The 20,032-nt window shown below is 61.9% G+C and carries 18 protein-coding genes; 17 read left to right on the forward strand and 1 reads right to left on the reverse strand.

Annotated features, from left to right (window positions below; all coding sequences use genetic code 11):
* Window positions 1–9: 9 nt before the first annotated feature.
* The 12 genes from argS (at window position 10) to ACJJVH_RS05610 (ending at window position 14,016) form a co-directional block, all read left to right on the forward strand.
* The gene (gene argS / locus ACJJVH_RS05555) at window positions 10–1,770 is read left to right on the forward strand and encodes an arginine--tRNA ligase (protein ID WP_113383538.1); all 1,761 of its coding nucleotides are present in this window, start codon (window positions 10–12) and stop codon (window positions 1,768–1,770) included.
* A gap of 61 nt (window positions 1,771–1,831) precedes the next feature.
* Window positions 1,832–4,543 (forward strand): SPOR domain-containing protein, encoded by a 2,712-nt coding sequence (locus tag ACJJVH_RS05560; protein ID WP_412064873.1) that lies wholly within the window; start codon window positions 1,832–1,834, stop codon window positions 4,541–4,543.
* A 125-nt stretch (window positions 4,544–4,668) separates the two neighbouring features.
* Window positions 4,669–5,682 (forward strand): beta-N-acetylhexosaminidase, encoded by a 1,014-nt coding sequence (gene nagZ, locus ACJJVH_RS05565; protein WP_113358031.1) that lies wholly within the window; start codon window positions 4,669–4,671, stop codon window positions 5,680–5,682.
* A gap of 71 nt (window positions 5,683–5,753) precedes the next feature.
* On the forward strand, window positions 5,754–6,551 hold the full coding sequence (locus tag ACJJVH_RS05570; RefSeq protein WP_112796518.1) for a segregation and condensation protein A: 798 nt from the start codon (window positions 5,754–5,756) through the stop codon (window positions 6,549–6,551).
* A gap of 13 nt (window positions 6,552–6,564) precedes the next feature.
* The gene (scpB, locus tag ACJJVH_RS05575; protein ID WP_113372639.1) at window positions 6,565–7,287 is read left to right on the forward strand and encodes an SMC-Scp complex subunit ScpB; all 723 of its coding nucleotides are present in this window, start codon (window positions 6,565–6,567) and stop codon (window positions 7,285–7,287) included.
* A 245-nt stretch (window positions 7,288–7,532) separates the two neighbouring features.
* Window positions 7,533–7,739, forward strand: coding sequence for a twin-arginine translocase TatA/TatE family subunit (locus ACJJVH_RS05580; RefSeq protein WP_112796448.1), 207 nt, complete (start codon window positions 7,533–7,535; stop codon window positions 7,737–7,739).
* A gap of 55 nt (window positions 7,740–7,794) precedes the next feature.
* A complete protein-coding gene (gene tatB, locus ACJJVH_RS05585) occupies window positions 7,795–8,484 on the forward strand; it encodes a Sec-independent protein translocase protein TatB (protein WP_412064874.1) in 690 nt (229 codons plus the stop codon).
* On the forward strand, window positions 8,481–9,308 hold the full coding sequence (tatC, locus tag ACJJVH_RS05590) for a twin-arginine translocase subunit TatC (protein WP_113372641.1): 828 nt from the start codon (window positions 8,481–8,483) through the stop codon (window positions 9,306–9,308). The genes tatB and tatC overlap by 4 nt, the downstream gene beginning before the upstream one ends.
* 100 nt (window positions 9,309–9,408) lie before the next feature.
* Entirely contained in the window at window positions 9,409–10,692 is a 1,284-nt protein-coding gene (gene serS, locus ACJJVH_RS05595; protein ID WP_113357940.1) for a serine--tRNA ligase, read from the forward strand.
* A 15-nt stretch (window positions 10,693–10,707) separates the two neighbouring features.
* Window positions 10,708–11,472, forward strand: coding sequence for a 5'/3'-nucleotidase SurE (surE, locus tag ACJJVH_RS05600; protein ID WP_112796440.1), 765 nt, complete (start codon window positions 10,708–10,710; stop codon window positions 11,470–11,472).
* A 4-nt stretch (window positions 11,473–11,476) separates the two neighbouring features.
* Window positions 11,477–12,130: a protein-L-isoaspartate(D-aspartate) O-methyltransferase gene (locus ACJJVH_RS05605; protein ID WP_412064875.1), complete on the forward strand. Its 654-nt coding sequence runs from the start codon at window positions 11,477–11,479 to the stop codon at window positions 12,128–12,130.
* A 170-nt stretch (window positions 12,131–12,300) separates the two neighbouring features.
* On the forward strand, window positions 12,301–14,016 hold the full coding sequence (locus ACJJVH_RS05610) for a peptidoglycan DD-metalloendopeptidase family protein (protein WP_412064876.1): 1,716 nt from the start codon (window positions 12,301–12,303) through the stop codon (window positions 14,014–14,016).
* 75 nt (window positions 14,017–14,091) lie between these two features.
* On the opposite strand, the gene ACJJVH_RS05615 is transcribed toward ACJJVH_RS05610, so the two are convergent.
* Window positions 14,092–14,964 (reverse strand): ATP-binding protein, encoded by an 873-nt coding sequence (locus ACJJVH_RS05615; RefSeq protein ID WP_412064877.1) that lies wholly within the window; start codon window positions 14,962–14,964, stop codon window positions 14,092–14,094.
* Window positions 14,965–15,169: 205 nt separating this feature from the next.
* On the opposite strand from ACJJVH_RS05615, the gene yajC reads away from it, so the two are divergent.
* The 5 genes from yajC (at window position 15,170) to ACJJVH_RS05640 (ending at window position 20,026) form a co-directional block, all read left to right on the forward strand.
* Window positions 15,170–15,517 carry a preprotein translocase subunit YajC gene (gene yajC / locus ACJJVH_RS05620; RefSeq protein ID WP_112796434.1) on the forward strand — a complete coding sequence of 116 codons (348 nt, stop codon included), beginning with the start codon at window positions 15,170–15,172 and terminating at the stop codon, window positions 15,515–15,517.
* 158 nt (window positions 15,518–15,675) lie between these two features.
* On the forward strand, window positions 15,676–18,219 hold the full coding sequence (gene secDF, locus ACJJVH_RS05625) for a protein translocase subunit SecDF (protein ID WP_412064878.1): 2,544 nt from the start codon (window positions 15,676–15,678) through the stop codon (window positions 18,217–18,219).
* A gap of 4 nt (window positions 18,220–18,223) precedes the next feature.
* Entirely contained in the window at window positions 18,224–18,610 is a 387-nt protein-coding gene (locus tag ACJJVH_RS05630) for an Mth938-like domain-containing protein (protein WP_112796430.1), read from the forward strand.
* Between the two features lie 16 nt (window positions 18,611–18,626).
* Window positions 18,627–19,487, forward strand: a complete 861-nt coding sequence (locus ACJJVH_RS05635; RefSeq protein ID WP_112796428.1) for a phytoene/squalene synthase family protein — start codon at window positions 18,627–18,629, stop codon at window positions 19,485–19,487.
* Between the two features lie 77 nt (window positions 19,488–19,564).
* Entirely contained in the window at window positions 19,565–20,026 is a 462-nt protein-coding gene (locus tag ACJJVH_RS05640) for a hypothetical protein (protein WP_112796426.1), read from the forward strand.
* Window positions 20,027–20,032: the final 6 nt, after the last annotated feature.

Consider the following 20,032-nt stretch of genomic DNA (forward strand, 5'->3'; position numbering starts at 1 on the left):
GATCATATCATGAACCTTTTCACCGACTTCGAAGTAAGAATTAAGAACGCTCTCGAACAAATTGATATTGTACGGGAAAAGCGATCGGAGCTCGACTTCGGACGTGTTGGCGTGGAGCCGCCGCGGGATGCCAGCCATGGCGATGTCGCGACGAATGCGGCCATGGTGCTGTCCAAGCCGCTGGGCACGAATCCGCGTGCGCTTGCCGAAATTATCGTTGCAAAGCTGAAGGAAGATGCCGACGTCGCCGATGTTTCGGTCGCCGGTCCGGGCTTCATCAATATTCGCCTTTCGGTCGGCTACTGGCAGCGGCTGCTGGCGACGATGATCTCCGAGGGCGGGAAGTTCGGCCGTTCCAAGCTCGGCGAGGGGCAGAAGGTCAATGTCGAGTACGTCTCGGCCAACCCGACCGGGCCGATGCATGTCGGCCATTGCCGCGGCGCCGTCGTCGGCGATGCGCTCGCCAATCTGCTGGGTTTTGCCGGCTACGACGTCACCAAGGAATATTACATCAACGATGCCGGCTCGCAGATCGACGTGCTGGCGCGCTCGGTTTTTATTCGCTATCGCGAAGCGCTCGGCGAGCAGGTCGGCGAGATCCCGCCCGGCCTCTACCCCGGCGACTATCTGGTTCCGGTCGGCGAAGCGCTCGCCAGGGAATTTGGCACAAAACTGCGCGGAATGACGGAAGAACAATGGCTTCCCATCGTCAAGGATCGCGCCATCGACGCCATGATGGCGATGATCCGGGAAGACCTCGAGGCGCTGAACGTTCATCATGACGTGTTCTTCTCGGAACGTACCCTGCATGCCAACGGCGCGGCGCTGATCCGCACCGCGATCAACGATTTGACCTTCAAGGGCTATGTCTACAAGGGTGCGCTGCCGCCGCCGAAGGGGCAGCTGCCGGAAGATTGGGAAGACCGCGAGCAGACGCTGTTCCGCTCGACCGAGGTGGGCGACGACATCGACCGTCCGCTGATCAAGTCTGACGGTTCCTATACCTACTTCGCCGCCGACGTCGCCTACTTCAAGAACAAGTTCGACCGCGGCTTCAACGAGATGATCTATATTCTCGGCGCCGACCATGGCGGCTATGTGAAGCGGCTGGAAGCGGTTGCACGCGGCGTTTCCGAAGGCGCTGCGAAGCTGACGGTGCTTCTGTGCCAGCTCGTCAAGCTGTATCGCAATGGCGAGCCGGTGAAGATGTCGAAGCGCTCCGGCGATTTCGTCACTCTGCGCGAGGTCGTCGACGAAGTCGGCCGCGATTCGGTGCGCTTCATGATGCTTTACCGGAAGAACTCCGAGCCGCTGGACTTCGATTTCGCCAAGGTGACGGAGCAGTCGAAGGATAACCCGGTCTTCTACGTCCAGTATGCGCATGCCCGTTGCATGTCGGTCTTCCGTCAGGCCAAGGAGGCGTTCCCGGATCTCGATATCGCCGCGCTCGATCTGTCAAAGGCGGTCCTCGGCGCGATCTCGGATCCGGCCGAACTGCAGCTGGTCGCCAAGATTGCGGAATTCCCGCGAATCGTCGAAGCTGCGGCACACTCTCAGGAGCCTCATCGCATCGCCTTTTACCTTTATGATCTGGCAAGTTCCTTCCACGGACACTGGAATAAAGGTAAAGATTTACCTGAATTACGTTTTGTTAACGATAAGAACCGAGAATTGAGCATTGCCAGACTTGGGCTGGTGTACGCTGTCGCGTCGGTTTTGAAGTCGGGTCTTGGTATAACCGGGACCGCAGCACCGGACGAAATGCGATAAACGTCACCATTTACCCACATTGCGCTGGCATCAATTGTAGCGTTTTCGAGTGGAACGGGTGATGGCAGAAAAACAGTTGGCGTATCGCGCAAGCGGAAACGACGGGTTCTTTGCGGATGATGATCCGCTTGCGGAACTCGCTCGTATCGTAGGTTTCGAGCCGCGCCCCGCTGCTCAGGAAACTCCTGCGGCTCAGCGGCAGGAGCCGGCCTTCAATCTCGAGGACGAGCTTCTTCGCGAATTCGAGCGTTACGATACGCCGCGAATGAATCCGGCAAATGACATCGCCGCTCCGGTGGAGCAGCCGGTGTCTCCGCCGAGCCAGGAGCAGGTTTCGCACCCCGCCGAACCGGTGCGGGCCGAACCCACCTTTGACGAGCCTAAATTCGAGGCGCCTGCTCCCCAGGTGGCTGCTCCGATAAAGCCGACGATCGGCGCTCGCGATCTGATCGACGAGCTGGAAATGTCGATTGCGCCGGTTCTGCAGCCCGCCCCGGTCGCGCCGCCGGCAGCGCCCGTTGCCAAGACGCCGCAATCGGCGGCCGCCACGATCCGGCTGCCGCTTGCCAATTTCACGCTCGCAACCCCCGCCGGGCAGATGGAGCAGGCTGCGTCGCCTGCCGTTACTCCGCCGGCACCGAAGGCGGCTTCGCCGGAAGCGATGTTCGATGAGGCGCTCGATTTCGAGGCGATCGACCTTGCCGAGCCTTCGCAAGTTCAGGCGTCCGCACCTCAGCCTGTCGCGCCGCAGCCGGCCCCGGCCGTCTTCAAGGCGCCCGAACCGCCGACGGTTGCCAAAGCCGATCCAGCTGCGCTTTCCGCCGAGATCGACGCCCTGCTGGCCGATGTGGATCGCTATCCGGTTCCATCCAGAGCCAATGTGCCCGAGGCAAAGGTAGAACCGGATTTCGGAAGTTTCGACGTTTCGCTCCCTGAGGCCGCACAGTTGCCGGTCTCTCCGGCGGTTGCGCCGAAGCGTGAAGAGCCGAAGCCGATTGCGCTCGATACGGAAGACCCGTTTGCGGGCCAGGATTTCGAATTCGATCTGGCCGATATCGAGATGGAACTTGCCGGTCTCGATTTCGCTGAAGGCGACAAGCTTCCTGCCGCCCAGCAGCCGGTTCCGGCTGCTCCGGTTGCCGAGCCGATCGTTTCCCGCGCGACTCCGGTAGCGCCAGCACCTGCGGCGTCTGTCACCGCCGCCGTGGCGCCCAAGCCGATGCAGGCCGCACCGGCACCTGTTGCCCCGATCGCGACCGCACCGGCGCCGGCCTTCGAGGTGGAGCAGGCGCTCCCCTTCGATCCGACGGAAATCTCCGAGACGGAAGATCGTGTCGAAACCTTCGAGGCTGCGCACGTTCCGCACCTGCCGACGATCGAGCCGGAAGAGCCGATTGCCGTTCCGCCGGAATATGATTTCGATCTCGATTCCGAAATGGCGAGCCTGCTGGGTACGCCTGCCAAGGAAGCTGCGCCTGAGCCGATCAAGCCGGCCGCTGCCGCGGTGCTCGGCGGTGCCGCAGCTGCTGCCTCCTGGTCGAAGAACGCAGCCGCTCAGTCCGCCGCACCGGTCGCGAAGCAGCCGATGGAGGAATTCGACGAATTCGAGCGCGCGCTGGAAGAGGACTTCCGCCGCAGCTACCGCGAGGCGTCCAACCCGGTCGAGAATGTGGCCAGGATGACACTGAACCCGGCTGCGGCCAGCCGTCGGCCGGTTCGCTCGGTGCGTGGCATGGTGACGACCGCTGCCGTGATCGTGGTTCTGGGTGTGGGCGCTTATGGCGCTTACAGCTGGGTCCGCCACGGTGCGCCGATCTCCAGCTTCTCCGGCGAGCCTCGCGTTATCGCGGCCGACAGCGATCCGGTGAAGGTCGCTCCGGAAAATCCGGGCGGCACAGTCGTCCCGAATCAGGACAAGGCCGTCTATGACCGCGTTGCCGGCGATAGCACCGCAGCGCCGAAGCAGAAGGAGCTCGTGTCCTCCAACGAGCAGCCGGTCGATGTCGTGCAGAAGACGCTCATTCCCGAATCGGTCTCTCCGGATGACGGCAGCGCCGATCAGGTCACGGCGACGCCGGTCGGTGAAACCGAGGATCCGCGCCTGCTGCCGAATCAGAATGGCGGAAACGCCGACGTTGCGTCCAATGGCGACGATCAGGTGCCAGCCGTATCGCCGCGCAAGGTCCGCACGATGATCGTCAAGCCGGATGGTTCGCTGGTGCCGCGTGACGAGCCCGCTCTTGCTCCGGCGACGACCGCCGCGGCAAAGCCGGCAAACAACCAGGTTGCATCCGCCAACCCGCGTCCGTCGGCAACGAACGCTCAGGCCGCAGCCCAGCCCGACGATAACGATGCCGCCAGCGCCGAAAGCACGCCGATCCGCGTCGTCAAGACAAACCCGGTTCCGACGGCCCGCCCGGAGCCTGCCAAGGCAAACGCCGCAGCTCCTGTGCAGCCCAAGGTTCAGCCGAAGCAGGTTGCCTCTGCAAGCCCGGCGGCTGCCCCGGCAGCGACCTCTGCGGCAAGCAGCGGCGCCTATGGCGTGCAGATCGCATCGCTGCCGACCGAAGCCGACGCGCAGAAGTCGCAGGCGAACCTCAAGGCCAAGTTCGCCAGCGTCATCGGCAATCATCCGCTTGAGATCCGCAAGGCCGATATTGCCGGCAAGGGCACCTACTATCGCGTCCGCGTCGTTGCCGGCTCCAAGGATGAGGCCGCAGCCATATGCCAGCGCTATCGCTCCGCCGGCGGCACTTGCCTGATCTCGAAATAAGAATCGGCTATGAAAGTTCTGAAAACGGCGGGCATTGGCTCGCCGTTTTTCTTTGAGGCGCACTGTTCCTGTGTATCGTGCTTGACGTCACTCGCATTTCGCAGCGCAAGCCTTATGATTCGGGTATGACCGAATCGAAATCCATGATCCTTGGCTGCAGCGGCCACACCATCACGCCCGAAGAGCGATCCTTCTATCAAGGCGAGCAGCCCTGGGGCTTTATCCTGTTTGGACGCAACATCTCCGAGCCGGCGCAGATCGCCGATCTGGTTGCGTCCCTGCGCGACAGCGTCGGCCGCGAGGCCCCGGTGTTCATCGATCAGGAAGGCGGCAGGGTGCAGCGTATCCGCCCGCCGATCCTGCCGCATTACCCTTCGGGACAGGCGCTCGGCGATATCTATCGCCAGGATCGCGAGCGCGGCATGCGTGCCGCCTGGCTGATGTCACGGCTCCATGCCTTCGATTTGCTGAAGTTCGGCATCAATGTCGATTGCCTGCCCGTGCTCGACGTGCCGGTCGAGGGGGCGAGCAACGTCATCGGCAATCGCGCCTACGGCAACGATCCGGTGACGGTGACGGAGATGGGGCGTGCGGCGGCCGACGGCCTCAAGGCCGGCGGCGTGCTGCCCGTCATGAAGCACATGCCCGGCCATGGGCGCGGCTTCGCGGATTCGCATCATGAGCTGCCAGTCGTGTCGGTGCCGCGAGCAGAACTCGAGGCACATGATTTTCCGCCTTTCGTGGCTCTCAAGGACGAGCTGATGGCGATGACCTGCCATGTCGTCTTCACCGATATCGATCCGGCCAACCCGGCTACGACGTCGCGCAAGGTAGTCGAGGAGATCATCCGAGGTTACATCGGTTTTGAGGGGCTGCTCCTGTCGGACGATACCTCGATGAACGCCCTGAAGGGCACGATCGGCGAGCGGGCGGCAAATATTATTGCGGGCGGTTGCGATATCGTGCTGCATTGCAATGGCGTCATGGACGAGATGCGGCAGGTGGTTCGCAACGTTCCGGCCCTTGCGGGTGCGTCGCTGGCAAGGGCCAGGGCCGTCGAAGCGGCATTCGGCAACGATGACGGCGCAGACGAAGCGTCGATTCGCGCCGAATTCGACGCGATGTTCGCAGTGGCGTAAAACGGAGCATCGAAGGACGGACGGGTGACAAGGTGAGCGGCACGGAAAAGCTTCAGAAGGCGGGAACGCCGATGGACAAGCTCTGGCAGGAAGGCGAGACGCAGCGCGGCTCGCATGAGCCGGCGCTCGTCGTCGACCTTGCCGGCTTCGAAGGGCCGCTGGACCTTTTGCTTCATCTTGCGCGCACCCAGAAGGTCGATCTGTCCCGCCTTTCCGTTCTGGCGCTTGCCGAGCAATATCTTCAGTTCATCGAGAGCGCCCGGCGCATACGCATCGAGCTTGCGGCAGACTATCTCGTCATGGCCGCATGGCTTGCCTATCTGAAATCCAAGCTGCTGATCCCGCAGCAGAGCAAGGAAGACGGGCCGACCGGCGAGGAGATGGCGGCAACGCTCGCTTTCCGGCTGAAGCGCCTCGAAGCCATGCGCGACGCGGCGACGGATCTCGTCAATCGCAACCGTCTCGGCCGCGATATCTTCGCTCGCGGGGCGCCGGAACATATTCCGGATCGGCGTCAATCCGCCTATGACGCCAGCCTCTACGATCTTCTGACCGCCTATGCCAGCCTGCGCCAGCGTCAGGCCGTGACCCAGGTGACGATCGAGAAGCGCCGGGTCTGGTCGCTGGCCGATGCCCGCACGATCCTCGATCGAATGATCGGCGAGATTACCGATTGGACGGCCTTGGAACATTACCTGCTGAACTATATGACCAGTTCCAGCGAGCGGGTTACGGCCATCGCCAGCGCCTTTGCTGCTTCGCTCGAATTGGTGCGCGAAGGACAATTGGAAATCCGCCAGGAAGGTGCGTTTCAACCGCTCTATATGCGGCGCGGTCCGAAGCATGCGCCGTTGGAAGCGGCGGAATAGGGCAGGGAGCAGCGTGAGCGAGCCGGACGACGAGCAGCAGCATTTCGAACATGAGGCGGAAACGCCCGATCTCGACGAGCGCCGGGCGAGTGAGGCCGAGCGGATCGCCGAAGCGCTGGTTTTTGCTTCGGCCCAACCCGTTTCTGAGGCATTCATTGCCGAGCGCGTGGCGCGTGGCATCGATATCCGCGCTGTTATGCAGAAGCTCAAAGCCGATTACGCCATGCGCGGCGTGAATCTCGTTCAGGTCGATGGCGCCTGGGCCTTCCGCACGGCAGCGGATCTTTCCTTTGTGATTCGGCGCGACGAGAACGAAGTGCGCAAGCTGTCCCGCGCCGCGCTGGAGGTACTGGCCATCATCGCCTATCATCAGCCGGTGACGCGCGCCGAAATCGAGGACATCAGGGGCGTGCAGACATCCAAGGGCACGCTCGATGTGCTGATGGAATCCGGATGGGTGCGGTTCCGGGGCCGTCGCCGCACGCCTGGCCGTCCGGTCACGCTCGGCACGACGCGCGATTTCCTCGATCATTTCGGCCTGGAAGAGCTGCGCGATCTCCCCGGTCTCGAAGAGTTGAAGGGGGCGGGGCTGCTCTCCGGCCGAATTCCGGCCAATTTCAACATTCCATCGCCGCTGATGAGCGACGAGCTTACTGAAGATGAAGATCCGATCACGCAGATGGATCTCGAAGAGCTGGGGCTTTTGCCGCCCAGCGGTGCAAGCACGGGCGATTGACCCGCTGGCCTGCCTGCCGGGGGCGGCCGCAACCGCGTCGGCGGATTTTCGCGAAATCGCCCGGCAAGTCTCTCTTTTGCCATCAGCATGTGCGAATATAAAAACATCCTCCCGACGTGGAGACGTCCGGCCGCCCGCATGGGCGCTTCGCATCCTGATATGCGTGGATGCGCTGCATTTTGTTGTTTGAAAAACATCCGCAAACGTCTTACATCGGGAAGACACTGTAATTGGGAGTTATAGCAATGGGTTCTCTAAGCATATGGCACTGGCTCATCGTCCTGGCCATCGCGCTGTTGTTGTTCGGCCGTGGAAAGATCCCGGAGCTGATGGGTGATGTCGCCAAGGGCATCAAGAGCTTCAAGAAGGGCATGAGCGACGACGACGATACGTCGACGCAAACGCAGACGGCGTCCCGTACCGTCGAGCACAAGGCTGACGAAACGAAGTAATCATGTCGGGCAGGCGTCAAGCTGAGAGGCTTGCCGTTGGCCCAGGAGCCTTTGCATGTTCGATATTGGCTGGTCCGAGCTCGTGATTATTGCCGTCGTGGCCTTGGTGGTGATCGGCCCCAAGGAATTGCCGACGACCTTGCGGACAATCGGCAAGATGACGGCCAGAGCCAGGAAGGTGGCTGGTGAATTCCGTGCCCAGTTCGACGAAGCCTTGCGCGAAGCCGAGCTGGACGACGTGCGCCAGACGATTGCCGATGCCCAGAAGCTCAATCCCGTCCACTCGTTGCGGGAAGCCATGAACCCGCTGCGGGAAATGGGCAATGAGATAAAGGCCGATCTGCAACGTGCGGCAACACCGGACAAAGCGGCTCCTGCCGCGACGCCGTTGCCGTCGGAACCGGTGCCGGGCGTTTCGGCTGGTCTGCCGGAAGCGCTTGCGGCCACGTCTGCGTCGGCCGATCCGTCGCCGGCAGTTGCTCCCGCTCCGCAGCCGGTTGCCGCTGTGAGTGAAGTCGCAGAGAAGCCGAAGGCCGTGCGCAAGCCTCGTCCGAAACCGCCGGCCAAGAACGACGATGTCGCTGCGGCCGCGGTCGTGCGGACGCCTGTCGTTACCGAGAAACCAAAGCGTGCCCCGCGCAAGGTCGCAGCCGCTGCTGTAGAAAAGATGTCCGCAGCTCCCCGGACGCGTTCCCCAGCCGGCAAGGCGGCGCCTAAGACGCCCAAGAAGAAGGACCAGGCATGACGGGTGATATCGACGATAAGCCGCAGCCGCTTATCGAACACCTTATGGAATTACGCACGCGATTGATCTGGTCGCTCGTGGCGTTCTTCATTGCCTTCATCGGATGTTTCGCTGTGGCGAAGCACCTCTTCAACTATCTGGTTTATCCCTATAAATGGGCGGTCGAATGGGCACATCTCGACCTTGCCAAGTCCGAACTGATCTATACGGCGCCGCAGGAATTCTTTTTCACGCAGGTGAAAGTCGCCATGTTCGGCGCTCTGGTGATTTCCTTCCCGATCATCGCATCCCAGATCTACAAGTTCGTAGCGCCGGGCCTCTATAGGAACGAGCGCAATGCCTTCCTTCCGTTCCTGATCGCGTCTCCCATCCTGTTCCTGATGGGTGCCGCACTCGTCTACTTCTTCTTCACGCCCATGGTGATGTGGTTCTTCCTGAAGATGCAGCAGACGGGTGGTGACGGTCAGGTGGGTATCGCGTTGATGCCGAAGGTCTCGGAATATCTGAGCCTCGTCATGACACTGGTCTTCTCCTTCGGCCTCGTCTTCCAGCTGCCGGTTATCACCACGCTGCTGGCCCGTGTCGGCCTGCTGACTTCGGCCTGGCTTGCGCAGAAGCGCAAGTTCGCGATCGTTTTCGCCTTCATCGTCGCCGCCGTGCTGACGCCGCCGGATCCGATGTCCCAGATCGGCCTTGCACTGCCGACAATCCTTCTCTACGAGATTTCCATCTACGCGGCGCGACTCGTGGAACGCCAGCGTACCCGGCAAGCGCTCGAGGAGAGTGGCAGTACATCCGACGTCGCCAAGACGGATAGCGTCTAGACGAGGAAAAACCGCCGTCTTTTCCCAGCTATTTGCCGGTTCGACCTCCGACCGAAATCTCGGTCGGAGTTTTGCTCATGCCAAACGACCTGGAACGAAGATGCTTGATATCAGATGGATTCGTGAGAATGCCGAGGCTTTCGATGCCGCGCTTGCCAAGCGCGGCGCGGAGCCCCTGTCGCAAAGCCTCATTGCGCTCGACGAGAAGCGCCGCTCCGTCGTTCAGTCCGTCCAGGATATGCAGTCCCGCCGCAACGCCGCCTCGAAGGAAATCGGCGCGGCGATGGCGCAGAAGAATACCGCGCTGGCCGAAAAGCTGAAGGCCGAGGTCGCCGACATCAAGACCTCGCTTCCGGCCGCGGAAGAGGAAGAGCGCACGCTGACGACCGAGCTCAACGACGCGCTGTCGCGCATCCCGAACATTCCGCTCGAGGATGTTCCCGTCGGCAAGGACGAGCACGATAATGTCGTCAAGCATGTCTGGGGCGCAAAGCCGACATGGAACCATGAGCCGAAGGAGCACTTCGAGATCGGCGAGGCGCTCGGCTACATGGATTTCGAGCGTGCAGCCAAGCTTTCCGGTTCGCGCTTTACGGTATTGACGTCGCAACTGGCCCGCCTGGAGCGGGCGCTCGGCCAGTTCATGCTCGACCTGCACACCAGCGAACACGGCTATACCGAAGTCAGCTCGCCGCTGATGGTGCGTGACGAAGCGATGTTCGGCACCGGCCAGCTGCCGAAATTCGCCGAGGACCTGTTCCGGACCACGGATGGCCGCTGGCTGATCCCGACGGCGGAGGTGACGCTGACCAACCTCGTCGCCGGCGAAATCCTCGATCAGGAGAAACTGCCCCTGCGCTTCACGGCGCTGACGCCGTCTTTCCGCTCGGAGGCCGGCTCCGCAGGCCGCGACACGCGCGGCATGTTGCGACAGCACCAGTTCTGGAAGTGCGAGCTGGTGTCGATCACGGATGCCGAAAGCTCCATTGCCGAGCATGAACGGATGACGGCCTGCGCCGAAGAGGTTTTGAAGCGTCTCGGGCTGCATTATCGCGTTATGACGCTATCGACCGGCGACATGGGGTTCGGCGCCCGCAAGACCTACGACCTCGAAGTCTGGCTGCCGGGGCAGGATACCTATCGCGAAATTTCGTCCTGCTCGGTCTGCGGCGATTTTCAGGCCCGGCGCATGAATGCCCGCTATCGCGGCAAGGACGACAAGAACACGAAGTTCGTTCATACGTTGAACGGTTCCGGCACGGCGGTCGGCCGCTGCCTGATCGCCGTTCTGGAGAATTATCTCAATGCCGACGGTTCCGTCACCGTGCCGGACGCACTCCTGCCATATATGGGTGGTCTGAAGCGGATCGAAAAAGCAGCATAATCGAGCGGTGGGGCGATGCGAATTCTTCTGACCAATGATGACGGCATTCATGCCGAAGGGCTGGCCGCATTGGAGCGCATCGCCCGCACTTTGTCGGACGATGTCTGGGTCGTGGCGCCCGAGACGGATCAGAGCGGCCTAGCGCATTCGCTGAGCCTTTCCGAGCCGCTGCGCATGCGGAAGGTCTCCGACAAGCATTATGCATTGCGGGGAACGCCGACCGATTGCGTCATCATGGCGATCCGCAAGGTTCTGGATGGCAAGCCGGATCTGGTGCTGTCAGGCGTCAATTCCGGTTCGAACGTCGCCGATGACGTGACCTATTCCGGAACCATCGCCGGCGCCATCGAAGGTACGCTGCAGGGCGTACGCTCCTTTGCGCTGAGCCAGGCTTACGTCTATGAAAACGGTGCGCGTGTCGTGCCGTGGGAAGTCGCCGAGGCGCATGCCCCTCAGCTGCTCGACAAGCTCATGAATGTCGAGCTTCCCGACGGAACTTTCCTCAATCTGAATTTTCCGAATTGCCGGCCTGACGACGTGGACGGTGCGGAAGTGACCGCGCAGGGCAACCTTGCCTTCAACGTGCAGGTGGAAGAGCGGGCGGATGGCCGGGGCTTTCCTTATTATTGGCTTCGCTTTGGCGAGCGAAGCGGTATCTTCCGTCCAGGAACCGATATTCAGGCGTTGAAACAAAATCGTATTTCGGTAACGCCTTTGAAACTCGATCTAACGGATTATTCGGCGCAAGACCGCGTGGCGCGGGCGCTCGGTATGGAGTAGCGGATTGACACCTCGTTTGGTGGAAAAGGAAGGCTTTGCGGCCGTGGTTCTGCGGCTGCGGGCGGAAGGTATATTGGACATCGATCTGATGACGGCGGTCGAGCAGACGCCGCGCCTGCCTTTCGTGCCGCCGCAATTTGTCGATGATGCCTATTCCAGCCGGACGATCCCCATCGATTGCGGCTCCTTCATGGAGGGCATCGATCTGGTCGTGCGCATTCTTCACAGCCTGAAGATCAAGCCGGGGCATCGTGTCCTTGAGATCGGCACAGGCAGCGGCTTCACCGCCGCCGTCATGGGGCGAATCGTCGAGCGGGTGCTCACCGTCGACCGCTACAAGACGCTGACGACGGCCGCGCAGCAGCGCGTGGATACGCTCGGGTTGCGCAACGTCATCATCCGTCAGGCCGACGGCAGCGCCGGTCTTCCGGGCGAGGGAACCTTCGACCGCATTCTTGTGACGTCCGCGTTTCAGACCATGCCGCGCTTCTATGCCGAGCAGCTTGTCTCGGGCGGCTCGATGATTGCACCGCTGATGGTATCCGACGATGTCTGCCGCCTCGTACGTCTCACCAAGACCGGCAGCCGTTTCGAACGCGAGGAACTGTTCGACGTTCCTTATCAGCCCATCGTGCCTATGGTCGCCTCTTATCTTTGAGATTTAATTCGGGCCGAACCGCCTGTGAAACAGGGCATCCGGCGCTGTTTCAGCGTCTATGGTTAGCAATTCCTCAAAAAAACACATGTCTCCCCAGTGCTTTAACCGCATGGTAAGATTAACGCGCTTTAATCGACCCATAAACGGTTGCGTCTCAAGTGGGTCGAGTCATGGGTTACAGTCTTTCTTCAAACTTCGGTAAATCGGCAGGGAAAGTCCTTGTGGCCATCCTTCTGGCGAGCACTGCAACGGCTTGTAGCTCGGACACGACCCGCTTCAGCGGGCTCTTTTCCAGCAGAACGGATAATGTGACGACCGGTTCCATCAACCGGCGCGGCCTCAACGGTCCGGATGGCGATCCGGTGCCGCGGGCCGACATCGCCCAGGCCGGCGGATACGGTCAGCAGGATTATTCGCAGCAGAGCGCGCCGGTCTCGCAACCTTATCCGAACTCGCCGGCTCGCTATAATCCCTCCTACTCCAGTGCACGGGTCGCTGCTGCGCCTGTCGCCATCCAGCGCAGCGACCTTGCTCCCCCGAGCGCTTCCGCCAGTGTCGGCCGTTCTCGTGCCGCATCGCGAGCAGAAGCCGAGGCGATGGCTCAGCCATTCCCGGCATCGCGCAACAATAATGGCTCTCGTGCCGAGCCCGCTCTTGCGCAGGATACCTTGTCGACTGGCACGATCAAGACCGCCGCCGCCCCGCAGATGTCTCCCGGATGGACCACGGTCAACGCTCCGAGCGTGACGCTGCATCCGGGTGAGAATATCGCTCTTCTGTCGCGCCGCTATGGCGTTCCGGAAAAGGAAATTCTGCGCGCCAACGGGTTGCGCAGTGGCGCCGGCGCACAGCCGGGTCAGCAGATCATCATTCCGACGATGAACGGTGCAAGCGCCTCCAGTCCGGCCAAGATGGCATCCGAGGCGACCGACCTTTCCAAGGGTGGCAAGATGCCGGGCCCTGCCAAGGCGCCGCAGCAGGAGGCTCTTGCGCTGCCTTCCGGAAATCAGATGCGCGGCAAGTCCCAGGCCGGGCTTGCCGATCCCAACAAGCTCGCCGCCGGCAACGGCAAGGGGCCGACGCCGAAGGGCGCAGGCACCTACGTCGTCAAGCCGGGCGACTCTCTGGCGAGAATCGCCAAGGCCAGCGGCGTGACCGTCGCCGAGCTGAAGCATGCGAACAACATGCAGGCCGGCGATAGCATCCGCATCGGCCAGGCGCTGGCCCTGCCGCATGGCGCAGCTACGGTTGCGGCGGCAGACCCGGTCAAGACCGCATCCATCCAGCCGCAGAAGGTTTCGGCCAAGCCGGGCGCTTTGCCTGTTGCCGAGCCGAAGCAGGCGGCGGCGGACCCAGTGGCCAAGCAGCCGGCGCCGAAGGTCGTCGCTCATGCAGATGCGGCCACCGATACTCCCGCGAAGCCGCAGGTCGTCGCTTCGGCCTCGCCGAGCCAATCCATCAACGATGCGGCCAAGTCCGATGCGCAGGCGGACGCACCGGAAGCAACCGGTATCGGCAAGTATCGCTGGCCGGTTCGCGGCGCCGTGATCGCCAACTACGGCTCCAACGTCAACGGCAGCCGCAACGACGGCATCGACATCTCTGTTCCCGAGGGAACGCCGATCAAGGCGGCCGAGAACGGCGTAGTCATCTACGCAGGCAACGGCCTCAAGGAACTCGGCAATACGGTTCTCGTCCGTCATGACGACGGCACGGTCACGGTCTATGGCCACGCCGATGCGCTTAGCGTCAGCCGCGGCCAGAAGGTTCAGCGCGGCCAGACACTGGCAACTTCGGGCATGAGCGGCAATGTCAGCCAGCCGCAGCTGCACTTCGAGGTTCGCAAGAACTCGGCTCCGGTCAACCCGATGACGTTCCTTGAATAGGTAGTGCGTCTCAAGGACTCTGCAAAAAGCCCGGTCTGTGCCGGGCTTTTTGTCGTTTGCAGGCTGGCTTGAAGATCAGTCCCGGTCGAGCGTGATGCGCAGCCGTCCGGCGAGATCCTGGATATATTGCCAGGCGACGCGGCCTGAGCGGGCGCCGCGCGTCGTGGCCCATTCCAGGGCTTCGTGATGCATCCGGGCGCGATCGAGATCGAACTTGAAGTGATCGGCATAGGCATCGATCATCTGCAGATAGTCTTCCTGGCCGCATTTATGGAAGCCGAGCCAGAGCCCGAAGCGGTCGGAAAGCGAAACCTTCTCCTCGACGGCTTCAGAGGGGTTGATGGCGGTCGATTGCTCGTTTTCCATCATGTTTCGCGGCAGCAGGTGGCGGCGGTTGGACGTGGCATAGAACAGCACATTGTCGGGCCGGCCCTCGACGCCGCCGTCCAGCGCTGCCTTCAGCGACTTGTAGGCCGTGTCGTCGTGATCGAAGGAAAGGTCGTCGCAGAAGACGATGACGCGCTGCGGCGTCGCTTTCAGAATGTCGAGCAGGACGGGCAGGGAGGAAATATCCTCGCGATGCACTTCGACCAGCTTCAGCGATACTCCGGTGGAGCGGCGCACATCCTCGTGCACGGCTTTGACGAGCGAGGATTTGCCCATGCCGCGCGCGCCCCAGAGAAGCACGTTGTTGGCGGCGAAGCCTTCCGCGAAGCGCAGCGTGTTCTCGTGCAGAATATCGCGTACATGGTCGACGCCGCGAATGAGGGATAGCACCACGCGATTTGGCCGCGCGACCGGCTGCAGGTGAAGCCGGGCAGGGGCCCAGACAAAGCAGTCCGCGGCATTCCAGTCATTGACGGCCGGAGCCGGCCCGGCGAGGCGTTCGAGCGCGTCGGCGAGGCGGCGGACTTCGGCAAGGATCAGGGCATTTTGGTCTTCAGTCACCGTTTCCTCCTGAATATTGAAGAAGAAAGTCGTAAAATGCGCGCTGTCTTGCCGGGTATCATGCTCCTTCGGGGGCTGAAAGGCTAACAGACCGGGAAAACGGTACGGTCGGCGGCTGTTTTTGTTGCAATCGTCATGCGCCTAACTATATTCCGGCCACCTGACGCGGGGCCTCGTTCCCGCTCGGAGTTCAAGGGAGTTCTCGATGTTTATCACCAACGCATATGCGCAGAGCGCGACAGATTCGGCCGCGAGTGCCTTCGGCGGTTCTGGCTTTGAAATGATCATCCTGTTTGTGCCGCTGATGGTCGTTTGGTATTTCCTCCTCATTCGTCCGCAGCGCGCGCAGGCGAAGAAGCGCGATGAAGTCCTGAAGAACATTCGCCGCGGCGATCAGATCGTCACCAGCGGCATCGTTGGCAAGGTCACAAAGGTCGTCGACGAAAAGGAACTGGAAGTCGAGATCGCCGAGGGCGTGCGCATCCGCGTCGTCCGCAGCGCCATTTCCGAGGTTCGGGTCAAGGGCGAGCCGGTCAAGGCCGACGCCGCGTAAGGCATTCCGCCGGAAGCGGTGCATGCCACCGTTGCGTGTCCTTGAAAATCGGAATCGACTTTCTTGAAGGACTGTGCACAAATTCAAGACGTTACTGCGCCCCTCGCATTGCTTGCCGAAGGTGGGGCGCGGTAGGGAAGCCCTAACTTGAGAGAGCGATGCTGCACGTCTCCTGGTGGAAGACCGCCCTGATCTGGTTCGCCGTTCTCCTGAGCGTGCTTCTGGCCGCTCCCAATCTATTTGGCGAGCGTACGCTTTCATCCTTTCCTGCTTGGTGGGCGCATCGAAAGATCGAGAAGGGGCTCGACCTTCGCGGCGGCTCGCATCTTCTGTTGAAGATCGAACGGAGCGATGTCGAGAAAGATCGCCTGGAAGCCATCGTCGGCGATATCGGTACGCGATTGCGCACCGTCAACGTCGCCTATTCGGGCCTGACCGGAACCGGCCGGAAGATCCAGCTGCGTATCAACGATCCCGCACAGGTGCAGGCCGCCCTGACGGCCCTCCGCCCCCTTACCGGCGGATCGGACAAGCCTGCCGTCGTTCTGTCGCAGGGCGACAACGGCGCCATGACGTTCGATATCACCGATGCCGATGTGAACAGCCATGTGTCGTCGGCCATCGCGCGCTCGATGAACGTCATTCGTGCCCGCATCGCGCAGTTGGGCGTGGGAGAACCGCTGATCCGCCGGCAAGGCTCGGATCGCATCATTGTGCAGGTACCCGATCTTGCCGATGCGCAGCGGTTGAAAAACCTGCTCGGTCAACCTGCCAGCCTCAGCTTCCGCCTCATCGATCAATCGATGTCAGTGCAGGATGCGATGAACGGCCATCCGCCGGCAGGCTCCGACGTTCTGTTTTCCGAGGATGATCCGCCGGTCGGCTATCTCGTGCAGAGGCAGCCGCTGCTCTCGAATGTTGATTTTGCCGACGCGGTCGCCGTCGTCGACGGCCAGAGCGGCGGGGGGACGGTCTCCGTCAAGCTGACGCCGGAGGCGAGCCAGCGTTTTGCCCAATCGACGGCGAGCAATCTCGGCAAGACCATCGTCGTCGTCCTTGACGATCAGGTCATCTCCGCGGCGTCTCTGAAGACGGTCATCGCCACGGGCGATCTCGACGTTCCCGGCGATTTCACCGCCGAGGGTGCGCAGGATCTGGCTGTCATGATCAAGAGCGGGCCGCTGCCCGCGACGCTGACGACGGTCGAGGAGCGCACCATTCAGCCGGGGCTTGGCGGCGAAATGGCGCGCTACGGCCTGATCGCCTGCATTGCCGCCGCCATTTTCGTCGCGGCCCTGATGATCGGCTTCTACCGCCTGCTCGGCATCATCGCGACGATTGTGCTGATCATCAACATGATCATGGTCGCCGCGCTCATGGGCCTGCTCGGGATCACGCTGACGCTGCCCGGCGTCGCAGCGATCGTTCTCATCATCGGCATCGGCCTGGATGCGCTGGTGCTGATCTACGAGCGCGTGCGCGAAGAGGAAAAGAAGACCCATCTGCTTGTCGACGCGCTGCGCCATGGCTTCAATCGGGCGGCGGCGACGGTGGCCGATGCCAATCTGACCGTGCTTATCGTCGCGGCCATTCTGTTCTACGCAAGCAGCGGCGCTGTGCGCGGCTTTGCTGCCACCTTGATGGTCGGCGTCTTCACCACTTTCTTCACCTCCTGCTTCGTCACGCGCTCGCTGGTGAATATGTGGATATCGCGCCGCAAGCCACGCACGCTGCTGGTCGGCGTGCGCAGCGGCGTTTTCGATAACGCCAATATCCGCTTCATGGGCATCCGCCGCTATACGTTCACCATCTCGGCGGCTTTGTCGGTCATCACCCTTGTTGCGTTTGCTGCGGTCGGCATGCATCTCGGCATCGATTTCGCCGGCGGATCGATCATCGAGGTTCGTGCCAAGCAGGGCGTCGCGGATCCGGCGGATATTCAAACCCGCCTTGAGGCTGTCATTCCGGGCGACGTGCGCGTGGAACGGCTGGCCGATCGCCTCGGGGCGGTGATTCGCGTCCACGCGCAGGAGGGCGGTGAAAATGCCGAGCAGTCCGCCGTCTCGCTCGTACAGGACGAATTGGGCAAGGATTACAATTTCTCCCGCGTGGAGGTGGTCGGCCCGGCCGTGTCGGGCGAAATCACCACCACCGCTTCCCTTGCCGTTCTGGCGGCTCTGGTCGCCATTCTCATCTATATATGGCTGCGCTTCGAATGGCAGTTTGCGGTCGGCGCGATCATCGCGACGCTGCACGACGTCATTCTGACGCTTGGTCTCTTCGTGCTGACCGGCATGGAATTCAACATGACCGGCATCGCTGCGATCCTGACCATCGTCGGCTATTCGCTGAACGATACGGTCGTCGTCTACGACCGCATGCGCGAAAATCTGAAGCGCTATTCGCAGATGCCGCTGCCGATCCTGATCGATGCCTCCATCAATCAGACACTATCCCGGACCATTCTGACATCGGCGACGACGCTTCTGGCGCTGCTCGCGCTCTACATCTTCGGCGGCGAAGTCATCCGCGCCTTCACCTTCGTTCTGCTTTTCGGCGTCGCCGTCGGCACTTTTTCGTCGATTTATATTGCGGCGCCCGTGCTGATCCTGTTCAAGCTGCGTCCGGACAAGTTCCAGACCGGCGGCGAAAGCAACGGACCCGCGGCCGGCGATATCCAGTCAGGCAAACCAGCGGTGTGATACAGTGGCAAAAGGTATAGAAATCCGTAACGCGCATTTCCCCGGGCGCGCACCGATCGACGCTTACGGCAATGGCGGGTTTCGCTTTGCCGATATGTCGCATCGCGGCTCTCTGCTCTGCCTGCCCTCGGGCATCTACGGCTGGGACATGATTCTCGGCGATGCTCTGACGCCGGACCGCTTCCAGAAGGTGCTGGACGAAGCCGCGCAGATCGAGGTCCTGCTCGTCGGCACGGGCACGGAGCTGCGTCCGCTCCCGGCCGAGCTCAAGGCCGCCTTGCGGGCAAGGCAGATTTCGTCCGACCCGATGAGCACCGGGGCCGCAGTGCGCACATTCAACATCATGCTATCCGAATCGCGTGCCGTCGCTGCGGCGCTGATTGCCGTCTGACTTTCGGATCGGAAACATGACGATAGCAGCTGCGCCCCGTAGCAACCGCGACATTTGCCTTGCGACGCTTCGCGATACCGATCGCGATCGCTATCTCGCTTGCCTGCTGTCGCCGGAGGAGAAGCGTCCCGCGCTGGCCGCGCTCTATGCCTTCAATGCCGAGCTGGCCCGTGTGCGCGATCTCGTGCATGAGCCGCTGCCCGGCGAAGTGCGCATGCAATACTGGCGCGACCTTCTCGAAGGGCAGTCGCACGGATCGAGCGAGGCCAATCCGCTGGCATCCGAACTTCTGGCTGCCATCGAGCAATATAGCCTGCCGCGCCAGACCCTCGTCGATATGATCGATGCGCGCATCTTCGATCTCTATGATGACCCCATGGAAAGCCGCAGCAGCCTGGAGGGTTATGCGGGCGAGACGGCGTCTGCCCTTATTCAGCTCGCCAGTTTGGTTCTTTCCGCCGACGAGGCCAAACGCTCCGCCGATGCCGCCGGCCATGCCGGCGTGGCGCAGGCGATCGCCGGCCTGCTGCTGCTCATGCCGCTGCATCGCCATCGCGGCCAGCTCTACCTTCCGCTTGAGATATTGTCGGCAACCGGGCTCGATCGCGACGGCTTCCTGGCCGGTGAGGATAAGCCGCGCATTTCGGCGGCGATCGAGGCCTTTGCCGGGCTGGGCCGCGAGCATCTCGCGAAGGCGAGGGCGGCAGGCGCGATACCGCGGGCGGTATTTCCGGCCTTTTTGCCCGTCACCTTGGCCGAGCCGGTCTTGAAAGCAGCACAAAGGCGCGGAGCGGGTATCTTCGACCGATCCCTGGCATTGCCGCAGTGGCGCCGGCAGCTGCGTATGGCGATGGCCTCGATCACAAAGAAAATCTAAAATAAGACACGCTCGCGCAAGTCTCGGCCTCTATGGAAAGGGGCGGACACTCGATTTGCATTTCAGGGGGATCTGCCGTGGGTATTGTCGTCTGGTGCATACTGTTCGCGATCGTCATCTTCGTTGCTTACTACGCGACACGGATGGCGTCGCAGAACAAGGAAGACGGCCTGCACGATACCGGCCTTGCCATTCTGGAGTTCGGTCGCGCCTTTCCGACCGAAGCGATCCGCCAGTTGCAGACAACGGCCGATGGGCAGGCGGTCTTTGTGCGTCTTCATGACGACAAGGCCGGATTCATGCGCAACGTGCGCAATCATTTCAGCGTCCATCTGATCGAGCCCGGCCGGGCTCGCGCCAAGATCTCGGCAACCGGCCGCGGCTTGATCGTCGATTTTCTCGACGTGCCGCATCATAACGGCACATTCGAGTTCAAGACGCCTGCGGAAGCCGCCGAGGTCTCGCTCTGGCTGCTCGGCAATTATGTCGCCGGCGATGATGCCAGGTTTGGGCATCAGGCGCCGCCGGCGAAGGCTTGAAGGTCG

Source organism: Rhizobium sp. SYY.PMSO (assembly GCF_046840415.1).
In the GTDB taxonomy this organism is placed as follows: domain Bacteria; phylum Pseudomonadota; class Alphaproteobacteria; order Rhizobiales; family Rhizobiaceae; genus Rhizobium.